Genomic DNA, 20,857 nt, shown 5'->3' on the forward strand with positions numbered 1-20,857 from the left:
GCACATCACTGCGAGCGCCAGAAGCGGGTCGCGAGGTTCGTGAGTTCCCTGTCGAGGTCGTCGACCTTGATCTCGATGCGGTCGAGCCGGGCATGGAGCCCATCGATCCGGGCCGAGAGCGTGCCTTCGACGCGGTCGATCTTCGCCGAGAGCGTGCCTTCGACGCGATCGATCTTCGCCGAGAGCGTGCCTTCGACGCGGTCGACCTCGGCGCGGATCACCCGGCTGAGCTGGGTCGTCATCAGCGTCATGCCGCCCAGCATCACTGCTGCGAAAACGCCGATCAGAGTCCATACCTGCGGATCGTTCAAGCGCATGCCTCCAGTCTGATTCCGGAGGGCAAGGTTGTCACGGTATTCCGGTCGTGACGTGCTGTCATCCCGGTGGCTGTGGAGCGAATGGCGTGTAGAAGCACCGTGCAGAAGAGGTCAGGAATCGGTTGCAGCCGGAGACTCGGTGACCAAGGGCAACCTGCTCGACGGGCGAGAGCCGTGAACATGCACGCGATGCGTCAGGCCATGGGCCGCGGTGGCGACGGCTTCGAGCATGGAAGGCATGACACTTCATGAAGAGGAAGGGGCCCCGGTCGTCGTACTCGGAGCCACCGGAACGACGGGCTCGCAGGTGGCGGATCTGCTGGAGGCCGCGGATGTGCGGGTGCGACGCGCCTCCCGCCGCTCGCCGTGGCGGTTCGACTGGGACGACGCGAGCACCTGGCCGTCGCTGTTCGACGGTGCCGGGGCGGTGTACGTGGTCCTCCCCGAGGATCCGATGGACCTCACCCCCTTCGCACGGGTGCTCGCCGACGCCGGCGTCGAGCGCGCCGTGGTGCTCACCGCACGAAACCCGGGGGTCAGCGGTGACGGCATCGCGTCCGGAGCGGAGGAGGTGTTCGGTGCCGCCGCGCCCGCTTCGACCTTCCTGCGCCCCTCATGGTTCGCGCAGGGCTTCACCACAGGTCTCTTCGCCGCTCAGCTGGATGCCACCGGCGAGCTGCGGCTGCCGGTGGGAGATGGGAGGGAGCCGTTCATCGATGCACGCGACATCTCCAGAGTCGCAGCGACGCTCCTGCGATCGCAGACGCCGGGCCCGTCGCACGTCGAGCTCTCCGGCCCGCAGTCGCTCTCGTTCGCCGAAGCCGTCGAGATCGTCGGGCGGCGCACCGGGCGTGCCCTGACCTTCGCCGACATCGGGGTCGACGAGTGGCGGGGATCCGTCGCGCCCTACCTGAAGCCGCGGATGGTGGATGCCCTCGCCAACCTGTTCGACGCGATCCGCGCCGGGCGCGATGATCATCTCTCCGACGGCGTCCACGATGTGCTCGGCGAACAGCCGCACTCGCTGGAGGCCGTGGTCGCCCGGGAAAGCGCGGTGGCGCGGTGACCGGCGAAGTGGCCACCGGGCCGATCCCCCGAGGGGTCAACAGGCGGATGGTGCAGGGCGCGGCACTGGGGGTGACCGCCGCGGTCGCTGCGGGAGCGGGCGGGGCGATCGTCCCGTCCGGCAGTGCTTCCGCCTCCCGTTCCCGCGCCGACCTCGTGCTCATCCACGGCGGATCGCACGGCGGCTGGGCCTGGCGGCGCGTCGTCGACGAACTCGATCCTCGCCGGGGACGGATCCTCACGCCCACCCTGCCGGGAGTCGGCGATCGTGCACACCGTCTCTCGCCCGACATCCGCTTCCAGGACGGCGTGGACGACATCGTGGCGACGATCGATGCCGAGGAACTGCGTGACGTGGTGCTCGTCGGACACAGCATCGGTGGTGCCTATGTCTCCGCCGTCGCCGAGCGGATCTCCGATCGCCTCCGCGGCGCGGTGTACCTCGACGCGGTCGTCGTCGATCCCGGGGAGCGGATCCTCGACGTGCTCACCCCCGCGAGTCGGGCCGCGCTGCCGACCGTGGTCGCGCAGGCGGGTCAGGGGTACTACGTCCCCAAGCCGCAGGATCCGACGATGTTCGGGGTGACGCGTCGGAACGACGTCGAATGGCTCGACCGCAGGCTCACCGGGCACCCGTGGAGCAGTTGGAGCGACGTCGTACCGATCACCGGCCCGATACCCGATGTGCCCCTGCTCTACATCGACTGCACGGCCCCGCCGTTCGCCGATGTCGGCCCGTCGAAGGACCGTGTGCGTGCGCGGCCGGAGCGATGGTCCGTCACGAAGCTCGCGGCGGGACATGACGCCCTCGTCACGGCCCCTGCCGACGTCGCGCGTCTGATCCGGCGCTTCAGCGCGGGGGTCTAGCCCCGGACGCGGCTCGGCGCGGGATCCACGTAGTTGCGCGGACTCGCGCCGAAGCGGCGTTTGAACGCGGTGCTGAGCGCGAACTCGTCCGAATAGCCGAGCCGATCCGCGACGTCTTTCAACGGCATGTCGGGAGAGGCCTCGAGGAGTTCGAGCGCGTGCGCCATGCGCCACCGGGCGAGGTGCGACGACGGCGTCGAGCCGACGACCTCTCGGAAGAGCTTGGCGAACGCGGAGCGGGACATGTGGGCGTGCGCAGCCATGTCGGAGACCGTCCAGACCGTTCCGAGCTCGCTGTGCACCGCCTCGAGTGTGGCCCCGATCCTCGGATGCGCGACGCCGCCGATCCAGCCCGGTGGTGTCGGCGCCGTGTCGATCCAGGCGGCGACCGCCGCGCACACCGCGACTTCGGTGAGCTTGCAGAGCAGGCTGTCGACGACGGGATCGCGCCTGCCCTCGGCGTGCAGCAATGCGACCACGGAGGCCAGCAGCGGTGTGCTGTCGACCACGATCGTCCGGGGGAGCTCCTGCTCGAGGAGCGTGTAGACGTGTCCGCGACTCTTGAACGTGATCGCTTCGACACCGAAGACAGACCGCATCTCGGAGCTGCTCTCGGCCTGGATCTCGCGGGTCAGAGCGATGGTGTCTCCCTCGGCCGGGCACACCACGGCGAGCTGGTCCGAGCGGACGAGGTGGCGTCGTCCTCCGATATCGACGTGAAGGTCGTCGTGCTCCGGGATGACGAGGAGCTGCGGGGGTGCGCCATCGCTGGGGACCGGCGGTCGATGGGCGTCGCAGCGCCGCGACGAGATCACTCTGATGCTCGAGAGGGCGCGATCCACCGAACTCACTCGACCCCCTCGCTGCGCGGCGGACGCCCCGTCACTCCATTCTCTCCCCGTGCCGGGGCGACGGCTCCGGGGTCGATGCCGGGCGCAGCCCGCTGGGTGGTCCGCTGAGCGCCCGCAGGGCGTAGAGGATGGTCGCGAGGTCGACGAGTTCCTGGACGAGCGCACCGACGACCGCCGGGATGACGCCGGTCATCGCGACGATCATGAGCCCGACGCTCAACCCGATGCCGATCCAGATCGCGGTCAGCGCGACCCGGAGCGTGTGGCGGCCGATCGAGACGGCGTCGACGACCTTCGCGAGCGAATCGACGAGGATCACGACGTCTGCGGCATCGCCGGCGGCAGTGGCTCCCTTCGCCCCCATCGCGATACCGATGTCTGCGGCTGCCAGCACGGGCGCGTCATTGACGCCGTCGCCCACCATGAGCACCGGGCGCGGCTGCATCTCGGCGGCGAGCCGCACCTTCTCGGGCGGCAGCAGCTCCGCGTGGATCTCATCGATGCCGAGCCGGCGTCCCACCGATTCCGCCGTCGAATCCACGTCGCCGGTGAGCATCGCGACGCGATCGACGTCGTGCAGCCGCAGCCACGAGATGACGGCGGACGCTTCGGGGCGGGCGGCGTCGGCGAGCACGAGCACGCCGGCGAAGCGCCCGTCCACCGCCACGTAGGCCGCGGCTTCGCCGGGTTCGAGCTGCGCCCGGACGGTGTCGGGTGCGAGCGAGGCGACGTAGGCGGGCTTTCCGACCACGACGGTGCGCCCGGCGATCGTTGCGGCGACCCCGTTCGTGGCGGTCTCGCTGGCTTCCCGAGCCGCGTGCAGGACGAGCCCCCGCGCATCGGCGGCGCGCCGGATGCCGTCGGCCAGCACGTGCGAGGAGTACTGCTCCGCGGATGCGGCCAGCTGCAGGATCTCGTCGGCGTCGAAGCCCGCAGCGGGGCGGACCTCCACGAGCTCCGGGCGGCCCTGCGTGAGCGTCCCGGTCTTGTCGAACGCGGCGGAGCGCACCCGGGCGATCTGTTCGATCACGGCCCCGCTCTTCATGATCACCCCGGATTTCGCCGCCCGTGAGAGGCCGCCGAGGAATGCCACGGGCGCCGCGATGAGGAGGGGGCACGGCGTCGCCAGCACGAGCACCTCGGCAAAGCGCGTGGAGTCGCCGGAGATCGCCCATGCGGTGCCGGCGAGCACGAGCGACACGGCGGTGAACGGGATGGCGAAGCGGTCGGCGAGGCGGACGATCGGCGCGTGCGACGACTCGGCGGAGTGCACCAGCGCGACGATCTGCTGGTACTGGCTGTCGGCACCGGTGCGCAGTGCTCTGATGCGGACGGCGCGGCTTCCGTTGATCGCCCCGGACAGCACCTCCCCGCCCGCCTCGCGCGTGACCGGCATGCTCTCGCCCGTCAGCGAGGACTCGTCGAACGTCCCCGTGTCGGTCAGGAGCGTCGCATCCACCGGCACGATCTCGGAGGGGCGCACCAGCAGCACGTCGCCGACCGCGACATCGTCGATCGGCACGTCGCGAGCGTCGTCGGAATCGGGCGAGTCCGGGTGTACCAGAACATGGGCGATGCGAGGCGAGCGGTCCAGCAGCGCCGACAGATCCCGCTTGGCCCTGCGTCCGGCGAAGTCCTCGAGCGCCTCACCGCCGGAGAGCATCAGCACGATGATGAGCGCAGCGATGTACTCGCCGACCGCCAGCGTGGCGACCATCGCGACGACGGCCAGGATGTCGAGCCCGACGTGTCCGTGCAGCACGTCGCGTACCATGCCGACCAGTGTCCAGACCACGACGGCCGACACATACACCGTGGCGAGCCAGCGGCCGATCCCCGCTTCGTCCACCGCGTGCAGCACCCCCACCGCAGCGAAGACCAACACGGTGAGCGTGATCACGGGATACCGCCACAGCGGTCGAAGCGCGCGCATGCGTCCAGCATCCCGGGAAAGCGGTATCGGCGCCAGTGCCCGTGCGAGGCACTGTTCATGACAGTGGCCGGCACTCTTTCGACCACATCGCTTAAGCGATATAGTCGGCCGCGAGACGCACCGATGCGGCTCGATCTGGACACGACGACGAAGGAGACGAACTGTCATGAGTCAGCCGAAAGCCAGTAACCACCGGTTCCGTAGAGCACTTGCAGCCGCTGCGGCCCTCGCGCTCGCGGGGATGGGGGCGGTCGCCGGATCGACCGCGGCCGCTGCGGACGACACGGCCGCCGAGCCGAAGCTCGCTGTCTACGTGGAAGTCAACTCGAACGATTTAGCGAATGTCGCCGACTACACGCTCGCCGATTCGGGTCGGCCGGCCGTCGACCTGGCGATGATCTTCGCCGCCAACATCAACTACGACGGCGAGAAGGCCTACCTGCACTTCAACGAGCGCGTCACCGAGACGCTTCAGGATGCGCAGAACCAGATCCGACCGCTGCAGGCCCGCGGCACGAAGGTGCTGTTGTCCGTGCTGGGGAATCATCAGGGTGCCGGGTTCGCGAACTTCACGTCGTTCGCGGCCGCGGACGCCTTCGCCGCCCAGCTCGCCGACGCGGTCACGACCTACGGCCTCGACGGCATCGACTTCGACGACGAGTGGACGAACTACGGCGCGAACGGCACGCCGCAGCCCAACGCGCAGTCCTTCGGGTGGCTCGCCTCGGCGCTGCGTGATCGCCTCGGCCCTGACAAGATCATCACCCTGTACGCGATCGGCGAGACCTACACCGTGACGGACTTCACCCGGTTCGATGCCGCAGCGGTGATCGACCACGCCTGGAACCCCTACTACCCGTCCTACAACGCTCCCGCGGTGCCGGGTCTCGAGGACAGGGCGCGCCTCGGCGCGGCCGCGATCGACCTGTCGAACGTGAGCTCCGCGACAGCCGCGGACTACGCCCAGCGCACGGTCTCCGACGGCTACGGCGTCTATGTGGCGTACAACCTGACCGCGACCGACCAGTCGGGGCTGCTCTCCGGGATCACGCAGGCGCTCAAGGGAGAGGCGACCGAGTACCGAGCGGCTCCGTGAGCGGCACGAGACCCGATCAGTCGAGATCGAAGAGCTCGATCTGACGGAGCGTGACCTCGGCTTCCGCCCGGACGCGGATCGCCGAGGTCACGACTCGTGCCGTGAACGTGAAGGGCGTCGTACGGTCTGCCGGGAGCTCGCAGACATGGGTCGTCGCGACGGTCTCCCACTCACCCGCAGTCGTCAGGTGCTCCCACAGCAGCGAGGAGGAGGAGGCCTCTGAGGTCGTGGTCACCGTGACGTCGCTGACACTCTGCGGCGAGGGGAACCGCCATCCGATCCAGTCCCCGGTGTGCAGGGTGCTCTCCTGCCGACCTTCGAGGGCGAGGCCCGCGCCATCGTCGAAGAGGTGCTCGGGGTTCGTGACCCCTGACGAGGCGAGGGCGTATCCGTCGCGCGACGTCAGATCCTGATGCCAGGGCACCGAGTGCTGCTGCGGACCCGCGACTTCCAGCGCCAGGAGGGGGTCGGTACCGAACCGCAGCTCGAGAGCGGAGTCTCCGACCAGCGCATCGATCGGCAGGTCTGCCGACGTCAGGGTCACGCCGTCGAGTCGCGCCTCCTGCAGCACATGGGCGGACGGAGCGGAGCGTCGTGACCGGATCCGCAGCGTCGAGCCGTCGCCGCGAGCCACGCGGATGTCGTCGAACAGCGGGGACCCGATCCGGAGTCGTCCCGAGGCGAGCTCCAGCGGATAGAGCCCGAGTGCGGCCCAGAGCCACCACGCGCTCATCTCGCCGTTGTCCTCGTCGCCCGGGTACCCCTGGCCGATGTGGGCGCCGGCGAACAGGCGCCCGGCGAGGTCGTGCACGACGGACGCGGTCTGCCACGGGCGGTCGGAGAACGCGTACATGAAGGGGATGTGGTGGGCGGGTTGGTTGGAGATCGCGCACATCCCCGACCGCAGGGCGCGTGCCTCCCGCTGCTCGTGGATCACGGTGCCGTATGCACCGCCGAAACGCTCGTCCGCGGTCTCGGGTTCGGCGAAGAGCGCGTCGAGATGGCGGCCGAGGCGTTCGGGGCCGCCGTGGAGGTCGGCCAGTCCTGCGCCGTCGTGCACGGCTCCGACCGACATGCCCCAGGCGTTCGTCTCGACGTTGTCTCCGCCCCAGGAGCGGGGGTCGAAGCCTCCTGCGAACTCGCCGAGGGAATCCCTGCCGCGGAAGAATCCGGTGTCCGGGTCGAACAGGGTGCGATACGACCGCGCGCGGTTCGCGAAGTAGCGGGCGAAGGATCGATAGCGGGCAGCATCCGATGCGGACTCGCACTCGGCGGCCAGCTGCGCGGCGAAGTGGCCGAGGGCGGCATCGCTCACCGCGTTCTCGATGCTCCAGCTCATGCCCTCGGGCACCTCCGAGGAGATGTACCCGGTGAACCGGCCGGTCGCGATCCCCTTGCGGCCACGGCGTGCGTCGGGCCCCGGCTCGCAGGCGTTCCGCCACCCGCTCTCGAAGGCGGCCGCGCGGTCGAACCCGACGCCCCAGCGGGCGGCATCTCCGAAGATCTGGTCGCTGGAGGTGCCGACCATGCTGTCGACGTAGCCCGGGGCACTCCACCTCGCCATCCAGTCGCCGCGGCGATACTGCTCGAGCTGCCCGTCGAGCAGCTCTCCCGCGAGGGCGGGGTCGAGCAGGGCGAGCGCCGGCCACTCGGTGCGATAGGTGTCCCAGTAGCCGTTGTTGACGACGAGCTCACCGTCGACGATCGGTGGGGTATCGCCCCAGGACGCACGCGCAGCGAACACGTCGGCGAACCGCCAGACGGGCGCCTCCGCCGTCCCGACGTTCTCCGCGGCGCTGTTGGGGTACAGGTGCATCCGGTGGAGGGCGGCGGCGATCCGGGAGCGGTGCTCTTCGTCGGCGAGCGAGCGATAGGGGAGGTCGGCGTCCGCCAGCGGGGGGATCGTCACACGCGACAGCAGCCGATCCCACTGGGCAGCGGTCGCATCGCGCAGCTCCTCGTAGGCGATCGACGCCGGCGCCTCGGTCTCCAGGGCACGTCGGGCCTGTTCCACGGAGAGGAAGGAGATGCCGATCCGCACCTCGAGTGAGCCCCGTCCGGAGACGTGGCCCGCGACCGCACCGCGTCCGTCGTCATCGAGCGGACCGTGTGCGAAGGTTGGCCCGTCCCCACTGGCGTCCTGGTCGGGGTGCATCACCACTCCGGCGAAGAAGCAGCGGGGAGCGTTGCCCCACTCCTCGGAGCCTTCAGGGATCCAGCCCTCGAACCCCCCGGCGTCCGTCCAGGCGAGGCACCCTTCGTCGCTGAGCTGGTCGATGACGAAGCCGATGCGGGCGTCGGCGTCGGAGCTGCACACGCGGAACGCGCCGGTGTGGGCGGTCGCCGTCAGCTGGACGCGCAGGCCATCGCCGAGCTCTGCCGCGTACTCGTGCGGCCGCGCCCGTTCGGTGCCCGGTGTTATCCAGCGCCGTCGCCCTGCACGGCTCGATGTCGGGTCTCCGAGGAAGGGCATCAGCTGCAGCACGGAACGATCGCCGATCCAGGGGCTGGGCTGATGCGAGAACTGCAGGGCCTCGAGTCGTCGCCCCTGCGGGTCGTCGTGCACGAACGGGCGATACGGCCAGCGGGAATCCTCCGCATCGGTCGCCGGCGTGACGAACGTGAACCCGTGGGGCACGGCGACCGCCGGGATGGTGTTGCCGCGGGAGAACCGTGCACCCGAGTGCGAGCCGCGGCGGGTGTCGACGCGTTCCGCGGGTGCGAGGTCGGCCGGCGCCGGCACCCTCTCCTCGACCATGAGCTGCACGAAGCCCGTGCAGCGCGAGGGGAGATCCGCGGCATCGGCACGGGAAGCATCGGCACGGGAAGCATCGGCAGGGGAAGTATCGGCAGGCAGAGCCGCGGTGCCGAACACGACCTCGACCACCCCCGCGTGACCGGCGAAGGGAGCGAGGGCGACGGTGTCGGCGTTCCATTGCTCCGGCAGGCTCCACCGGGCGTCGAACTGCGCCTGCGGGGTGACCGGGAAGTCGTAGCGGTCCCGCACGGCCGCGTCGTCGCTCAGCCGCGAGCCGTCGGCGAAGCGCACATCGACCGTCACAGCGAGTGAGGCGTGCGGTGCCAGCGTCGCCGCCGGCCCGTCCGCGTAGAACGCCCAGTGCAGCACGGTGTCCTGGGTGATCTCGACAGCGGGGAGATCCGGAACGTCGAGCCGCTGCTCGCCGGCGGACGGATCGAACGAGAAGGCGAAGACCGGAGCCCGGAGCACGCCGCTGCGGGGGCGGGAAGACGGGGGATCGGCCGGGCCGTCCGCCGGGATGAGGTGCACGCTGCTCACCCCTTGATCGCGCCTTCCTGCACGCCCTTGAAGAAGAACCGCTGCGTGAACGAGAACATGATCACGATGGGGACGAGGGCGATCATGGTGCCGGCCGCGACCAGACGCGGGTCGACCGAGAAGCTGCTGTTGAGGTAGGCCATGCCGACCGTCAGCGTGTACTTCGCGGGATCGGAGAGCACGATCAACGGCCAGAGGTAGTCGTCCCAGGCGCCGATGAAGGCGAAGATCGCCACCACCGAGACCATGCCGCGGATGTTCGGCCACACGATGTGGCGGATGCGCTGCCACGTGGTCGCGCCGTCGACGGTGGCCGCGTCGAGCACGTCCTTCGGGATCATGCGGCACGCGGTGGCGACCAGCAGCACGTTCATGGCGCTGATCGCTCCGGGCAGGAACACTCCCCACAGGGTGTCGGCGAGGCCGAGCGCACGGATCGTGAGGAAGTTGCTCGTCACGGTCACCTCGCCGGGGAACAGCAGGGTCGACAGCAGGATGCCCATCACGATCCACTTGCCGCGGAACTTCATGCAGGCGAGCGCATAGCCGGCGAATGTGGCCAGGATCACGTTGCTGATCACGGTGCCGACGGAGACGAGCAGCGAGTGCCACGCATACAGGTACACGGGCACGACGTCGGCGACCCTGGTGTAGTTCTGCAGGGTCGGCTCGCGCGGGATCAGCTCCGGGGGGAAGGAGTAGATGTTCTCGGTCGCGCCCTTGAACGAGGTCGACAGCTGCCACACGAACGGTCCGATGACCAGGAAGAGCACGAGCACCAGCAAGGCGTATCGGCCGATCAGCCCGCCGAGAGTCGGCTTGCTGAAGTCGCCGGAGCCGCGGTGCCGGAAGATGCGCTCGCGCGCGGGAGCGGGAGCGTCCTGTGGCTTCTCATCGCGTTCGGGCGCGGTGATCGTCTGAGCGGTCATGCGGGAGCCTTCGCCTTCTTCTCGCGGTTCATGAACGCGATCGCCGCGAGCGGTATGAGCGTCAGGAGGAACAGGGCGACGCTGATCGCAGAGGCGTAGCCGATGTTGCCGTTCAGGCCGGAGCCGACCTGGCGGATGAGCATCACGAGCGACATGTCGTAGCCGCCGGGGCCGCCCGTGCTCTTGGACAGCACGTCGAGCTCGGCGAACACGCGCATGGCCGAGACGGCGATCAGCACCGCGATGAGGAGCATCGCGCCGCGGACCGACGGGATCGTCACCGAGAGGAAGCGGCGGAACGACCCGGCGCCGTCGAGCATCGCGGCCTCGTGCAGTTCCTTGCCGACGTTCCCGAGGGCAGCGAGGTACACGACCATGTAGTAGCCGAGTCCCTTCCACACCGTGAGCAGGATAGCGCACCCGAGCAGCAGCCAGCGGTCGACGAGGAAGGGCATCGGCTTGTCGATCAGGCCGAGGAAGTCGAGCGTCTGGTTGATGATGCCGCGGCTGTCGAACAGCCAGGTCCAGATGAGGGCGACCACCACGACCGAGGCGATCACGGGGAAGTAGAACGTGGTGCGGAAGAACGAGATGCCCGGCAGCTTCTTCTGCACGAGGAGGGCGAGCAGCAGCGGCAGGATCGTGAGCAGGGGCACGCACACCACCACGTAGATGAGACACGTGGTGAGGGCGTTCCAGAACATCTCGTCGCCGAACATGCGCTCGTAGTTGGCTCCACCGACGAAGCCGGGCGTGCGCAACGGCCTGGCGTCGGTGAAGCTGAGGAAGACCGTGTTCAGGAAGGGCCAGAGCGCGAACACCAGCACCCAGATCACGGCGGGGGCGATGAGCAGCCACGGTGTGTACCACTTGTGGGATCTCATCGTCTTCCTCCGGCTCCTGGTGCCGGTGTCCGCGCGCATGCTCACTGGTCCACGCGGTTGGCGTTGGCGTACTCGACGATCTTGTCGAGCTGGGCCTTCGGGTCCGCTTCGCCGTTGACGGCGAGGGCGATCTGCTGGGTCATGTAGGTGGCCATGTCGGACGTCCACTGGAACGGCAGGGCCTTGGCATCCTTCATCGCACCGAACACGGTGTCGATCGCGGCGAGCTGCTTCTCGTCGGTGACGGTCGAGGCGATGCTGTCGACGACCTGGTCTCCACCTTCGGCCGTGCCCGGCGCGGTGCCGACGGCCAGCGACGAGAACGCGACCTGGTTCTCCTGGTTCGTCGCGAACTCCGCGAACGCGAGCGCGGCTTCCTTGTTGTCGGAGTCGGCCGAGACGTTCAGTCCCTGCACGTACAGGGGTGCGACCCCGAGGCGGGGCGTTGCGACCGTGTTCTCGAGCAGTGCCGGGGCGTCCTTCTGCAGGTCGGTCGTGAACCCGGTGCCGCCGGTCGTGAAGGCGACCTTCTCCTGGATGTACGCCTCGGCGTTCCCGCCGTAGTCGCCCGTGAGGGCCTCGGCGGGCATGGCGCCCGCGGCGTAGGCGTCGGCGTACTTCTGGATGATCGCCGCCGCCTCGTCGGTGTTGAAGTCGAACTCGCCCTTGTCGTCGATGACCTCCATGCCGGCGGCCGTGAACGTGTCGAGGGCCGGGATGGAGGAGAGCAGCTGCACCTTGCCGCCAGACTCCGTCGCCACGTCTTCCGCGAGGGTGAGGAGCTCGTCGACCGTGGTCGGCAGGTTCTGCTCGGTCACCCCGAACGGCGCGAGCTGCGCGAGGTTCCACCACGAGGCGTCGCTGGAGAGGTAGCAGGGGAGGCCGTAGGTTCCCTCGACACCGGGGTAGGCGCTGTACGCCTCCCATGCGCCGGTGTTGTAGGTCGACTTCAGATCGGGATCCGCGGTCTCCAGGTCCACGAGCTTGCCTGCCGCGACGAGCGGGTAGGCGATGTCCGGCGGCAGGTTCAGCACATCGGGCAGGGTGTCGGCGTTCGCCTGGCTCAGGATCTTCTCCTGGTAGCCGTCGCCCGGCTGGTCGAGCCACTCCACCGTGACGTCGGGGTGCTCCTTCTCGAACGCGGCGATGAGGTCTTCGAAGTACGGGGTGAACTTCTCGTTCTTGAGCGACCAGGTCTGGAACTGGATCTTCCCGCTCAGCTCGCCCGACGTGTCGATGGGGCCGGAAGCACCGGAGGATGCGCCGCCTCCCGTGCAACTCGTCAGCGCCAGAACGCCGATGGTGAATGCTGCCAGAGCGACAATGCGTGTGGGAACTTTCATCGTGCTTCTTCCTCGAGGCGGGCGAATCCGCGCGGCAGCCCGATCGGGGACTACAACGCTTTAGCAGATGAAACCATCCGATTCCGTCCCTGTCAAGACACCCGGCCGCGAGATCACTGTCTGCGCGTAGGACAGGGTGCATCGTCTGTTGCTCAAGCGTTATAGTGGTGCGAAATCCGCCCTCTCCGGAGGACACGTCCGAAAGGCCTGACACATGACGCAGCGCGGCGCCCTCGATGCTCCTCTGAGGTTCGGGGCGAACTACACGCCGTCGAAGAACTGGATGCACTCCTGGCTCGACTTCACCCCCGACGACGTGCGTCGCGACTTCGCCGCCCTCGCCGAGCTCGGGCTCGACCATGTGCGCGTCTTCCCCCTGTGGACCGTGCTGCAGCCGAACCGCACGCTGATCCGCGAGAAGGCGATCGACGACGTGCGCGCCGTCGTCGACATCGCCGGCGAGTTCGGGATGGATGCCAGCATCGATGTGGTCCAGGGGCATCTCTCGAGCTTCGACTTCGTGCCGTCGTGGTTGTACACCTGGCACGACAAGAACATGTTCACCGACCCCAGGGCGCTCGAGGGGCAGATCGCGCTCGTCGACCGCCTGGGGCGAGCGCTGAGCGAGGCGTCGAACTTCCTCGGGCTGACGCTCGGCAACGAGACGAACCAGTTCTCCGCGCACACGCATCCGTCGCCCTGGCCGGTCACGCAGGACGAGGCCGGGGGGTGGATCTCCGCGCTGCTGTCGGCGGCGGAGGCGGCAGCGCCAGGGCTCCCGCACGTCCACAGCGAGTACGACGCGGTCTGGTACATGGACGGGCACGGCTTCACCCCCGCCCATGCCTCCCGTCTCGGCGCGATGACCACGATCCACTCCTGGATCTTCAACGGCACCGCCCAGCGTTACGGCGGGCGTTCCGTCGCCTCCGACCGTCATGCCGAGTACCTGATCGAGCTCTCCCGCGCCTTCGCGACAGACCCCGACCGGGTGGTGTGGCTGCAGGAGGTGGGCGCCCCCTCGAACTGTCTCACCGACGACGAGATGCCCGGCTTCCTGGAAGCGACCGTGCGCTCGGCCGTGCGCACCGAGAACCTCTGGGGCATCACGTGGTGGTGCTCGCACGACGTGAGCCGTGACCTCGGAGACTTCCCCGAGCTCGAGTACACCCTGGGGCTGATCGGTCAGGACGGCGCCGCGAAGCCCATCGGTCGGCGTCTCGCCGAACTCATCCCCGAGCTGCGCCAGCGCGTCGCCCCGCCCGCGCGGGACACCGCGATCGTGGTCGACGTCGACGAGCGTGAGGTTCCCGTGAGCCGCGCGGCACTGAGCCCAGGGGGCGCCGTTTTCCAGGCATGGGTGGACGCCTGCGCCGCCGGACTCGATCCGACACTGGTCACCTCGCACGACGCACTCGACCCTGTCGCGCTCGACGCGCGCGGTATCCGCCGCCTGATCCGCCCCGACCTCTCGGCGGATGTCGTCGACCCCTACGGCTCGGTGAACACGGTCGTTCCCGGCTGATCCGGGTCGGGCGTTCGTCTCAGCCCGTGCGGGCGCTCAGCCCGTGCGAGCGGGCGGAGCCGTGCTCTCGCGCGCCGTGAGCACGGGAGTCGGGCCCTCGACGCTCGGCAGATTCGCTCCCGCCTCGATCTGCTGCAGCAGCAGGGTGGCGGCACACTCTCCGAGTTCGAAGGTGTCGCGGGTCATCGCCGTGATCGACGGATTAATGAGCCCGGCGATGACCGAGTCGTCGAAAGAGGCGAGGGAGACATCGCGAGGGACGGCGCGGCCCATCTCCTGGGCCACACGGAGACCTGCGACCGCCATCACGTCGTTGTCGTAGACGATGGCCGTCGGGCGCTGTCGCCCCGACAGCAGTGTCCGCGTCACCGCGGAGGCGCGTGCGGGTGAGAAGTCGGTGGTGATGACCTCGCCCTCGAGGCCGTCGGCGGTCATGCGCTCGAGCACCTGGGCCCGCAGTCGCGTGTGCTCGAGCTCGGCAGGCCCAGCGACGTAGGCGATGCGGGTGTGTCCGAGCGCGGACAGGTAGGAGAAGAGGGTCTCGGCCACGGTGTCGTCGCCGATCCAGACGCTGGGCACCGAACCCTCGGGCGAGGGCTCCGACCCGATCATCACGGCGCGGGCGTCGAGGGCTTCGATGCGCCCGACCCTGGGATCGTCTTCGCGGGGGTCGATGAAGATGAACCCGTCGACCTGATTGGAGGAGCGCCACTGCCGGTGCACCTCCATCTCCTCCGCGACATCGGCGACGAGTCGCAGCTGCAGGCTCACCTTGCTCTCCGACAGACGCGATTCGATGCCGGCGATGAGGTCGGTGAAGAAGGCCTCGGAGCCCAGGGAACGAGCGGGGCGGGCGAGGGCGAAGCCCACCGTGTTGGCGCGTGCACCGACCAGTGCGCGCGCCGCGGAGCTCGGCTGCCAGCCGTTCTCCTCGACGATCGCGAGGATGCGGTGCCTGGTCTCCTCGCTCACGCCGGGGCGCCCGTTGAGGGCGAAGGAGACGGCACCGGGGGACACGCCAGCCATGCGCGCGATATCGGCGATCGTGACGCGTTTCGCCGGACTCATAGTCCCTCACCCTACTTGATCGGTTTAGCCTCGGGAAAGAAGCCGGATCGTGCCCTAGACTCGTGCACTAGATCGCTTTAGTACAACAGATAGCATTCAGTCACAGCGCATCACCGCAGACCCGAATCAGCCCTCACCGTCGAGCCCGGAGACCCACTCATGCATGACGACACCTCGCTCACCGTCGGCCGCGTCAAGCGCGTTCTCGAGGAGCGCATCCGCCCGGCGATCCACTCGGCCTCCGTGCCGCTCGGCGTCGAGATCCACGAGCTGCCCGGCGAGCCCATCGCCCCCGCCGAGGGACTCGCCCTCGACTACGCGCCCGGCGTCGTCGGGGCGCCGTGGGGGCCCGCCTGGGGCACCACCTGGTTCAAGCTCACCGGACGAGTCCCGGCAGAGTGGGCGGGCCGCCGGGTCGAGGCGCTCATCGACCTCGGCTTCGACGTGAACATGACCGGCTTCCAGTGCGAGGCCCTGGCTTATCGTCCGGACGGCTCGCCGATCAAGAGCATCAACCCGCGCAACCAGTGGGTGCCGATCGCCGAGACCGCCGCGGGTGACGAACCCATCGAGCTGTACCTCGAGGCGGCGTCCAACCCGGTGCTGCTGGACTACCACCCCTTCCTGCCGACGCAGGAGGGCGACATCCTCACGTCCTCGAAGGAGCCGCTCTACCGCGCCCGCCGGATGGACCTGGCGGTGTTCGAGCCCGAGGTGTTCGACCTGTCCCTCGACCTCGAGGTGCTGTTCGAGCTGCAGGCGGAGCTCCCTGCCACGTCGCCGCGCCGCATGCGCATCCTGCAGGCCATGGACGACGCGCTCGACGTGCTCGACCTGCAGCACATCGTGGAAACCGCCTCCGACGCCCGCGCCCGCCTCGCCGATGTGCTGGCCGCTCCCGCAGAGGCGAGCGCGCACCGCATCTCGGCCGTCGGTCACGCGCACATCGACTCGGCCTGGCTGTGGCCGGTGCGCGAGACGATCCGCAAGGTCGCGCGCACGACCTCGTCCATGACCACGCTCATCGAGGAGCAGCCCGAGTTCCAGTACGGGATGTCGAGCGCGCAGCAGTACGCCTGGATCAAGGAACACCGCCCCGAGGTGTGGGAGCGGGTCAAGGCTGCGGTCGCCGCCGGACGCTTCCTGCCGCTGGGCGGCATGTGGGTGGAGTCCGACACCGTCATGCCGACGGGAGAGTCGCTCGTGCGGCAGTTCTCGCACGGGCAGCGCTTCTTCGAGCGCGAGTTCGGCATCCGCTCGAAGGGCGTGTGGCTGCCGGACAGCTTCGGCTATTCGCCGGCCCTTCCGCAGCTGATGCGCCGTGCCGGGTTCGAGTGGTTCTTCACGCAGAAGATCTCGTGGAACCAGCAGAACGTGTTCCCGCACCACTCCTTCCTCTGGGAGGGCATCGACGGCTCGCAGGTGTTCACGCACTTCCCGTCGATGGACACCTACAACTCGCAGCTGAGCGGTATGGAGGTGGCGAAGGCCTCCCGTCAGTTCAAGGAGAACCGCCTCAGCTCGCGGTCGATCGCTCCGGTCGGCTGGGGCGACGGCGGCGGCGGCACGACCCGTGAGATGACCGGCAAGGCCGAGCGTCTGCGCGACCTCGAGGGCAGCGCGCAGGTCGTATGGGAGCACCCCGACGTGTTCTTCGACGCCGCCAAGGCCGAGCTGCCGAACCCGGCGGTGTGGGTCGGCGAGCTCTACCTCGAACTGCACCGCGGCACGCTCACCAGCCAGCACGCCACGAAGGCCCTGCACCGCTGGGCCGAGCACGCTCTGATCGAAGCAGAGCTGTGGGCCGCCACCGATGCCGTGCGCACCGGTGCCGAGTACCCGCAGGCGGAGCTCGACCGGCTGTGGCAGGCCGTGCTGTTGCACGAGTTCCACGACATCCTGCCCGGGACATCGATCGCGTGGGTGCACCGCGAGGCCGTCGCCGTGCTGTCCGACGTGCTGTCGGATGCGCGCGACATCGCCGACGCCGCGCGCCGGTCGCTCGCCGGCGAGGGTGACCGCGAGCTGCAGTTCGAGCCGAGCTCGGTCGCCGGTGGTCGGGCGCTGGGCGCCGCGCTCGTGGGGGAGTCGACGGTCGCACCCGTGACGCTCGTCGAGGAGGCCGATGGCTGGCGGATCGAGAACGACCTCGTGTCGGTGTTCGTCTCGGGCGAGGGGCTGATCGTGTCCGCCGTCGACAAGGCGTCGGGCAGGGAGACGGTCGCCGCAGGCAGGGCCGCGAACCTGTTCCAGTTGCACCAGGACTTCCCGAACATGTGGGACGCCTGGGACATCGACCGGTACTACCGCAACAGCGTCGACGACCTCACGGAGGTCTCCTCCATCGAGGCATCACTCGTGAACGGTGTCGCGCAGATCGTCGTCGTGCGCCCGTTCTCGGAGTCGACCATCACGCAGACGATCGTGCTCGCGCCGAAGTCGCGCACCGTGCTGCTGCGCAATGACATCGACTGGCACGAGACCGAGAAGCTGCTCAAGCTGGCGTTCCCGCTCGACATCCAGGCGTCGCACACCGAAGCCGAGACCCAGTTCGGCTACCAGGCGCGCGTCACGCACACGAACACCAGCTGGGAGGCCGCAAAGTTCGAGACCTCGATGCACCGGTTCGTGCTCGTGCGCGAGCAGGACTTCGGTGCGGCCCTCGTGAACGACTCGATCTACGGGTACGACACGACGCGCGAGGTCGGCGAGGACGGGGTCACCACAACCGTGCGCCTCTCCCTGCTGCGGGCGCCGCGCTTCCCCGACCCGGACACGGATCACGGTCCCCACGAGATCGAGGTCGGCTTCGTGATCGGCGCCGACGCCGCGATCGCCACAGCCGAGGGCATCCGCATCAACAGCCTGCCCACGGTTCTCCGTGGGGCGCGCGAGGTCGAGCCGCTGGTCTCGGTGACGGGCGAGGGCATCGTCGTGTCGGCCGTGAAGCTCGCCGACGACGGTTCCGGCGACGTCATCGTGCGTGTGTACGAAGCGCTCGGGCGTCGTGCGGTCGGCGAGCTGTCCGTGGGCTTCGACCACCGTGAGGTGCGCGAGGTGAGTCTGATCGAGGACGAGATCGACGATGCACGGACGGGCGGTGCGCTGCGACTGCGTCCCTTCGAGGTGCGGACGCTGCGCATCGTGCGTTGAGCATCGTGCGCTGAGCCTCGGGCGCTGAGCCCGCGTGTGCTCCTGCTCTCGCGTGGGTGGGCGATGTGCGCGGGCCCGTTGTAGTGGCAGGGCGAACGGGTGCACGATGGCGGGATGGTGAGCATCGACGATGTGCGCGCGATCGCCCTCGCCTTGCCCGGCGCCGAGGAATCCGTCGGCGGTCACACCGGAGCGGCGGCCTGGCGGCTGAAGAGCGGCCAGTTCGCGTGGCTTCGCGGACCGAGAACGACCGATCTGCGACAGCTCGCCGAGGCCGGGCGTGAGTGGCCCACCGGTGATGTGCTCGCGGTGCGGGTCGCCGACCTCGAAGAGAAGGATGCCCTTCTGGGCGCCGAGCCGGATGCGCTGTTCACGATCCCCCACTTCGACGGCTACCCGGGACTGCTCGTCCGTCTCGATGCCGTCGACCGGGGCCGGCTCGAAGAGATCATCACCGATGCATGGCTGGCGCGTGCCCCTGCGAGAGTCGCGAAGGCGTGGTTGGATTCGCACGGACTGGAATGACGCGGGATGCGATCCGCGGCCTCCCGGGAATCACACGGGGAGCGGGAGAGCGATGTCAGGCAGGCGGCAGTCTCAGCACGTCGGGGGACTCGCCGCCCGTGAGGTCGTCGGCGATGCGGAGGCTGCGCGCGAGGTCGTCCAGCGCGCCGATCAGCGTGCCGAACCGCTCCTTGTCGCTGCACACGGCCGTCAACGTCACCAGGTGCGTACCCGTGTCCCAGGTGTAGGTCGCGAACGGCGGCGAGGCGGGCGACGGCGGCATCGGGACGAGCAGTTTCTCGCCGACGCCGAGCCTCGTGGGGAACGACTCCGTGTCGTCGTAGTCCATCGGCATCGAGGCCCGGGCGATGCGCACATCAGGCGTCAGCACCTGTGCGGTCGCCATCGCCACGACGAGCTCGGGCTCCGCCTTCCACGTCCACACCAGCACGCGTCCGTCCGCACGCTTCATGAGCATCGGCGCCGCCTGGCTCATCGCCCACGCGCCGAACCTCGAGCCGGGTCGCTCCGTCGCTCCGACCGCGGCGTTGACCTGGCCGAGCAGCATCCGGATCGCGGCCTTCCGGTGGCGGCGGCCCTTCCAGCCGAGCGAGTCCGTCACGGGAATCCACAGCTGGGGATCGGCGTCGGCACTCAGTCGCATGACTCCACGGTAGCCGGTGCGTCTGAGTGATGCCCGGTACGCCTCGGCGGCACGATCAGGGCCCTCCGGTAGAGTGGCCAGCGCCCGACCAGGGCTCTCCCTTGGCCGCCACATCGTAAGGCAGCATGTCTGTGACCTCCTCCGACGATCCGATCGATCCGTCGAGCGGCTCCGCCGCCGAATCCGCGCCCCGACCGTTGAAGATCGTGATCGGCTGCGACACGTTCGCGCCCGACATCAACGGCGCCGCCCGCTTCGCCGAGCGCCTCGCCGCCGGCCTCGTGCAGCGCGGACACGATGTGCACGTCGTCGCCCTCAACCAGGCCTACCGCCGCGCCGAGCCGCGGACCGAGGTCATCGAAGGCGAGCCGATGACCCTGCACCGGCTGCCGTCGGTCCGCTGGCCTCCGCACGACTGGCTGCGTTTCGTATGGCCCTGGCGCTCGAAGCACTACGCCCGCAAGGTGCTCGACCGGGTGCAGCCGGACGTGGTGCACATCCAGTCGCACATCGTGATCGGTCGCGGACTGGCGCGCATCGCCCACGAGCGCGGCATCCCCGTCATCGCGACCAATCACGTGATGGCCGAGAACATCCTCGATCACACGACCATGCCCAAGTTCATCGACGACCTGGTGCTGAAGTTCGCCTGGGCCGACGCGAAGCGCACGTTCGACCTGACCAGGGCGATCACCACGCCCACCCGCCGTGCCGCCGACTTCCTCGAGAACACCGTCGAGGTGAAGGGGGTCATCCCCGTCAGCTGCGGTATCGACCGTTCGCAGTACACGCCGGTCATCGGTCCGCGCGAGAAGAACCGCATCGTGTTCGTCGGACGCCTCACCGCCGAGAAGCAGGTCGAGGTCATCCTCCAGGCCATGACGAAGCTCGACCCCGCGCTCGAGACCACGTTCGACATCGTGGGCGGGGGCGACCAGCGCAAGCAGCTGGAGCACCTGACCGCCCAGCTCGGTCTCTCCGACCGGGTGACCTTCCATGGGCGCACCACCGACGAGGAGCTGCGAGCCCTGCTGTCGCGGGCGAGCCTGTTCGTGATCGCCTCGATCGCCGAGCTGCAGTCGATCGCGACCATGGAGGCCATGGCTTCGGCCCTGCCCGTCGTCGCGGCCGATGCCGTGGCCCTCCCGCACCTGGTGCACGACGGCGAGAACGGCTACCTGTTCGAGCCGGGGAATGCCGACGAGCTCGCTGCGCGCCTCACCGACGTGCTCACGGCGGAGCCCGCGGAGTACGAGCGGATGCAGCAGGCCTCGCTCGACGGCGTCCTGATCCACGACATCAACCGCACCCTCGACACCTTCGAGGCGCTGTACCGCGACGAGCCGCTGCCGGAGTAACC

At 69.1% G+C, this 20,857-nt stretch carries 16 protein-coding genes; 7 read left to right on the top strand and 9 right to left on the bottom strand.

The window, feature by feature from the left end:
• Positions 1 to 5: 5 nt before the first annotated feature.
• Positions 6 to 317 (bottom strand): hypothetical protein, encoded by a 312-nt coding sequence (locus ILP86_RS01365; RefSeq protein ID WP_113681049.1) that lies wholly within the window; start codon positions 315 to 317, stop codon positions 6 to 8.
• A gap of 238 nt (positions 318 to 555) precedes the next feature.
• On the opposite strand from ILP86_RS01365, the gene ILP86_RS01370 reads away from it, so the two are divergent.
• Together ILP86_RS01370 and ILP86_RS01375 are read left to right on the top strand one after the other, a co-directional pair.
• Positions 556 to 1,383, top strand: coding sequence for a hypothetical protein (locus ILP86_RS01370; RefSeq protein WP_218867275.1), 828 nt, complete (start codon positions 556 to 558; stop codon positions 1,381 to 1,383).
• Positions 1,380 to 2,249, top strand: coding sequence for an alpha/beta fold hydrolase (locus tag ILP86_RS01375; RefSeq protein ID WP_193761203.1), 870 nt, complete (start codon positions 1,380 to 1,382; stop codon positions 2,247 to 2,249). The genes ILP86_RS01370 and ILP86_RS01375 overlap by 4 nt, the downstream gene beginning before the upstream one ends.
• On the opposite strand, the gene ILP86_RS01380 is transcribed toward ILP86_RS01375, so the two are convergent.
• Together ILP86_RS01380 and ILP86_RS01385 are read right to left on the bottom strand one after the other, a co-directional pair.
• Positions 2,246 to 3,091 (bottom strand): helix-turn-helix transcriptional regulator, encoded by an 846-nt coding sequence (locus tag ILP86_RS01380; RefSeq protein ID WP_113681051.1) that lies wholly within the window; start codon positions 3,089 to 3,091, stop codon positions 2,246 to 2,248. The two genes, ILP86_RS01375 and ILP86_RS01380, sit on opposite strands and share 4 nt — an antisense overlap.
• 40 nt (positions 3,092 to 3,131) lie before the next feature.
• Complete coding sequence (locus ILP86_RS01385; RefSeq protein WP_193761204.1) at positions 3,132 to 5,033, bottom strand: heavy metal translocating P-type ATPase; 1,902 nt, start codon at positions 5,031 to 5,033, stop codon at positions 3,132 to 3,134.
• Between the two features lie 166 nt (positions 5,034 to 5,199).
• On the opposite strand from ILP86_RS01385, the gene ILP86_RS01390 reads away from it, so the two are divergent.
• Positions 5,200 to 6,129 carry an endo-beta-N-acetylglucosaminidase H gene (locus ILP86_RS01390; protein WP_227750888.1) on the top strand — a complete coding sequence of 310 codons (930 nt, stop codon included), beginning with the start codon at positions 5,200 to 5,202 and terminating at the stop codon, positions 6,127 to 6,129.
• A 16-nt stretch (positions 6,130 to 6,145) separates the two neighbouring features.
• Here the strand turns inward: ILP86_RS01390 and ILP86_RS01395 are convergent, their stop codons facing one another.
• Genes ILP86_RS01395 through ILP86_RS01410 form a run of 4 tightly spaced genes read right to left on the bottom strand, consistent with a single transcriptional unit; the run spans position 6,146 to position 12,583 of the window.
• A complete protein-coding gene (locus ILP86_RS01395) occupies positions 6,146 to 9,427 on the bottom strand; it encodes a glycoside hydrolase domain-containing protein (RefSeq protein WP_193761205.1) in 3,282 nt (1,093 codons plus the stop codon).
• Positions 9,424 to 10,356, bottom strand: coding sequence for a carbohydrate ABC transporter permease (locus tag ILP86_RS01400; RefSeq protein ID WP_227750889.1), 933 nt, complete (start codon positions 10,354 to 10,356; stop codon positions 9,424 to 9,426). Before ILP86_RS01400 ends, ILP86_RS01395 begins: the two co-directional genes overlap by 4 nt.
• Entirely contained in the window at positions 10,353 to 11,240 is an 888-nt protein-coding gene (locus ILP86_RS01405) for a carbohydrate ABC transporter permease (protein WP_058632343.1), read from the bottom strand. The genes ILP86_RS01400 and ILP86_RS01405 overlap by 4 nt, the downstream gene beginning before the upstream one ends.
• A gap of 41 nt (positions 11,241 to 11,281) precedes the next feature.
• Positions 11,282 to 12,583, bottom strand: a complete 1,302-nt coding sequence (locus tag ILP86_RS01410) for an ABC transporter substrate-binding protein (RefSeq protein ID WP_193761206.1) — start codon at positions 12,581 to 12,583, stop codon at positions 11,282 to 11,284.
• 214 nt (positions 12,584 to 12,797) lie between these two features.
• On the opposite strand from ILP86_RS01410, the gene ILP86_RS01415 reads away from it, so the two are divergent.
• Positions 12,798 to 14,108 carry a hypothetical protein gene (locus tag ILP86_RS01415; RefSeq protein WP_058632317.1) on the top strand — a complete coding sequence of 437 codons (1,311 nt, stop codon included), beginning with the start codon at positions 12,798 to 12,800 and terminating at the stop codon, positions 14,106 to 14,108.
• Between the two features lie 36 nt (positions 14,109 to 14,144).
• On the opposite strand, the gene ILP86_RS01420 is transcribed toward ILP86_RS01415, so the two are convergent.
• Entirely contained in the window at positions 14,145 to 15,176 is a 1,032-nt protein-coding gene (locus tag ILP86_RS01420) for a LacI family DNA-binding transcriptional regulator (protein WP_193761207.1), read from the bottom strand.
• A gap of 159 nt (positions 15,177 to 15,335) precedes the next feature.
• On the opposite strand from ILP86_RS01420, the gene ILP86_RS01425 reads away from it, so the two are divergent.
• Both ILP86_RS01425 and ILP86_RS01430 read left to right on the top strand, forming a co-directional pair.
• The gene (locus ILP86_RS01425) at positions 15,336 to 18,329 is read left to right on the top strand and encodes a glycoside hydrolase family 38 C-terminal domain-containing protein (RefSeq protein ID WP_193761208.1); all 2,994 of its coding nucleotides are present in this window, start codon (positions 15,336 to 15,338) and stop codon (positions 18,327 to 18,329) included.
• A gap of 114 nt (positions 18,330 to 18,443) precedes the next feature.
• Positions 18,444 to 18,854: an MmcQ/YjbR family DNA-binding protein gene (locus tag ILP86_RS01430; RefSeq protein ID WP_193761209.1), complete on the top strand. Its 411-nt coding sequence runs from the start codon at positions 18,444 to 18,446 to the stop codon at positions 18,852 to 18,854.
• A 55-nt stretch (positions 18,855 to 18,909) separates the two neighbouring features.
• Here the strand turns inward: ILP86_RS01430 and ILP86_RS01435 are convergent, their stop codons facing one another.
• A complete protein-coding gene (locus tag ILP86_RS01435; protein WP_046748723.1) occupies positions 18,910 to 19,497 on the bottom strand; it encodes a hypothetical protein in 588 nt (195 codons plus the stop codon).
• A gap of 125 nt (positions 19,498 to 19,622) precedes the next feature.
• On the opposite strand from ILP86_RS01435, the gene ILP86_RS01440 reads away from it, so the two are divergent.
• Positions 19,623 to 20,855: a glycosyltransferase gene (locus ILP86_RS01440; protein WP_061018016.1), complete on the top strand. Its 1,233-nt coding sequence runs from the start codon at positions 19,623 to 19,625 to the stop codon at positions 20,853 to 20,855.
• Positions 20,856 to 20,857 lie beyond the last annotated feature (2 nt).

Origin of the sequence: Microbacterium sp. R1 (genome assembly GCF_015159725.1) — a bacterium.
Classification (GTDB): domain Bacteria; phylum Actinomycetota; class Actinomycetes; order Actinomycetales; family Microbacteriaceae; genus Microbacterium; species Microbacterium oxydans.

Coding starts and splice junctions, on each gene's coding strand:
- ILP86_RS01430 (WP_193761209.1), top strand. CDS start 18,444: ATGGTGAGCATCGACGATGTGCGCGCGATCGCCCTCGCCTTGCCCGGC.
- ILP86_RS01385 (WP_193761204.1), bottom strand. CDS start 5,033: ATGCGCGCGCTTCGACCGCTGTGGCGGTATCCCGTGATCACGCTCACC.
- ILP86_RS01435 (WP_046748723.1), bottom strand. CDS start 19,497: ATGCGACTGAGTGCCGACGCCGATCCCCAGCTGTGGATTCCCGTGACG.
- ILP86_RS01400 (WP_227750889.1), bottom strand. CDS start 10,356: ATGACCGCTCAGACGATCACCGCGCCCGAACGCGATGAGAAGCCACAG.
- ILP86_RS01410 (WP_193761206.1), bottom strand. CDS start 12,583: ATGAAAGTTCCCACACGCATTGTCGCTCTGGCAGCATTCACCATCGGC.
- ILP86_RS01370 (WP_218867275.1), top strand. CDS start 556: ATGACACTTCATGAAGAGGAAGGGGCCCCGGTCGTCGTACTCGGAGCC.
- ILP86_RS01390 (WP_227750888.1), top strand. CDS start 5,200: ATGAGTCAGCCGAAAGCCAGTAACCACCGGTTCCGTAGAGCACTTGCA.
- ILP86_RS01440 (WP_061018016.1), top strand. CDS start 19,623: ATGTCTGTGACCTCCTCCGACGATCCGATCGATCCGTCGAGCGGCTCC.
- ILP86_RS01365 (WP_113681049.1), bottom strand. CDS start 317: ATGCGCTTGAACGATCCGCAGGTATGGACTCTGATCGGCGTTTTCGCA.
- ILP86_RS01420 (WP_193761207.1), bottom strand. CDS start 15,176: ATGAGTCCGGCGAAACGCGTCACGATCGCCGATATCGCGCGCATGGCT.
- ILP86_RS01425 (WP_193761208.1), top strand. CDS start 15,336: ATGCATGACGACACCTCGCTCACCGTCGGCCGCGTCAAGCGCGTTCTC.
- ILP86_RS01405 (WP_058632343.1), bottom strand. CDS start 11,240: ATGAGATCCCACAAGTGGTACACACCGTGGCTGCTCATCGCCCCCGCC.
- ILP86_RS01415 (WP_058632317.1), top strand. CDS start 12,798: ATGACGCAGCGCGGCGCCCTCGATGCTCCTCTGAGGTTCGGGGCGAAC.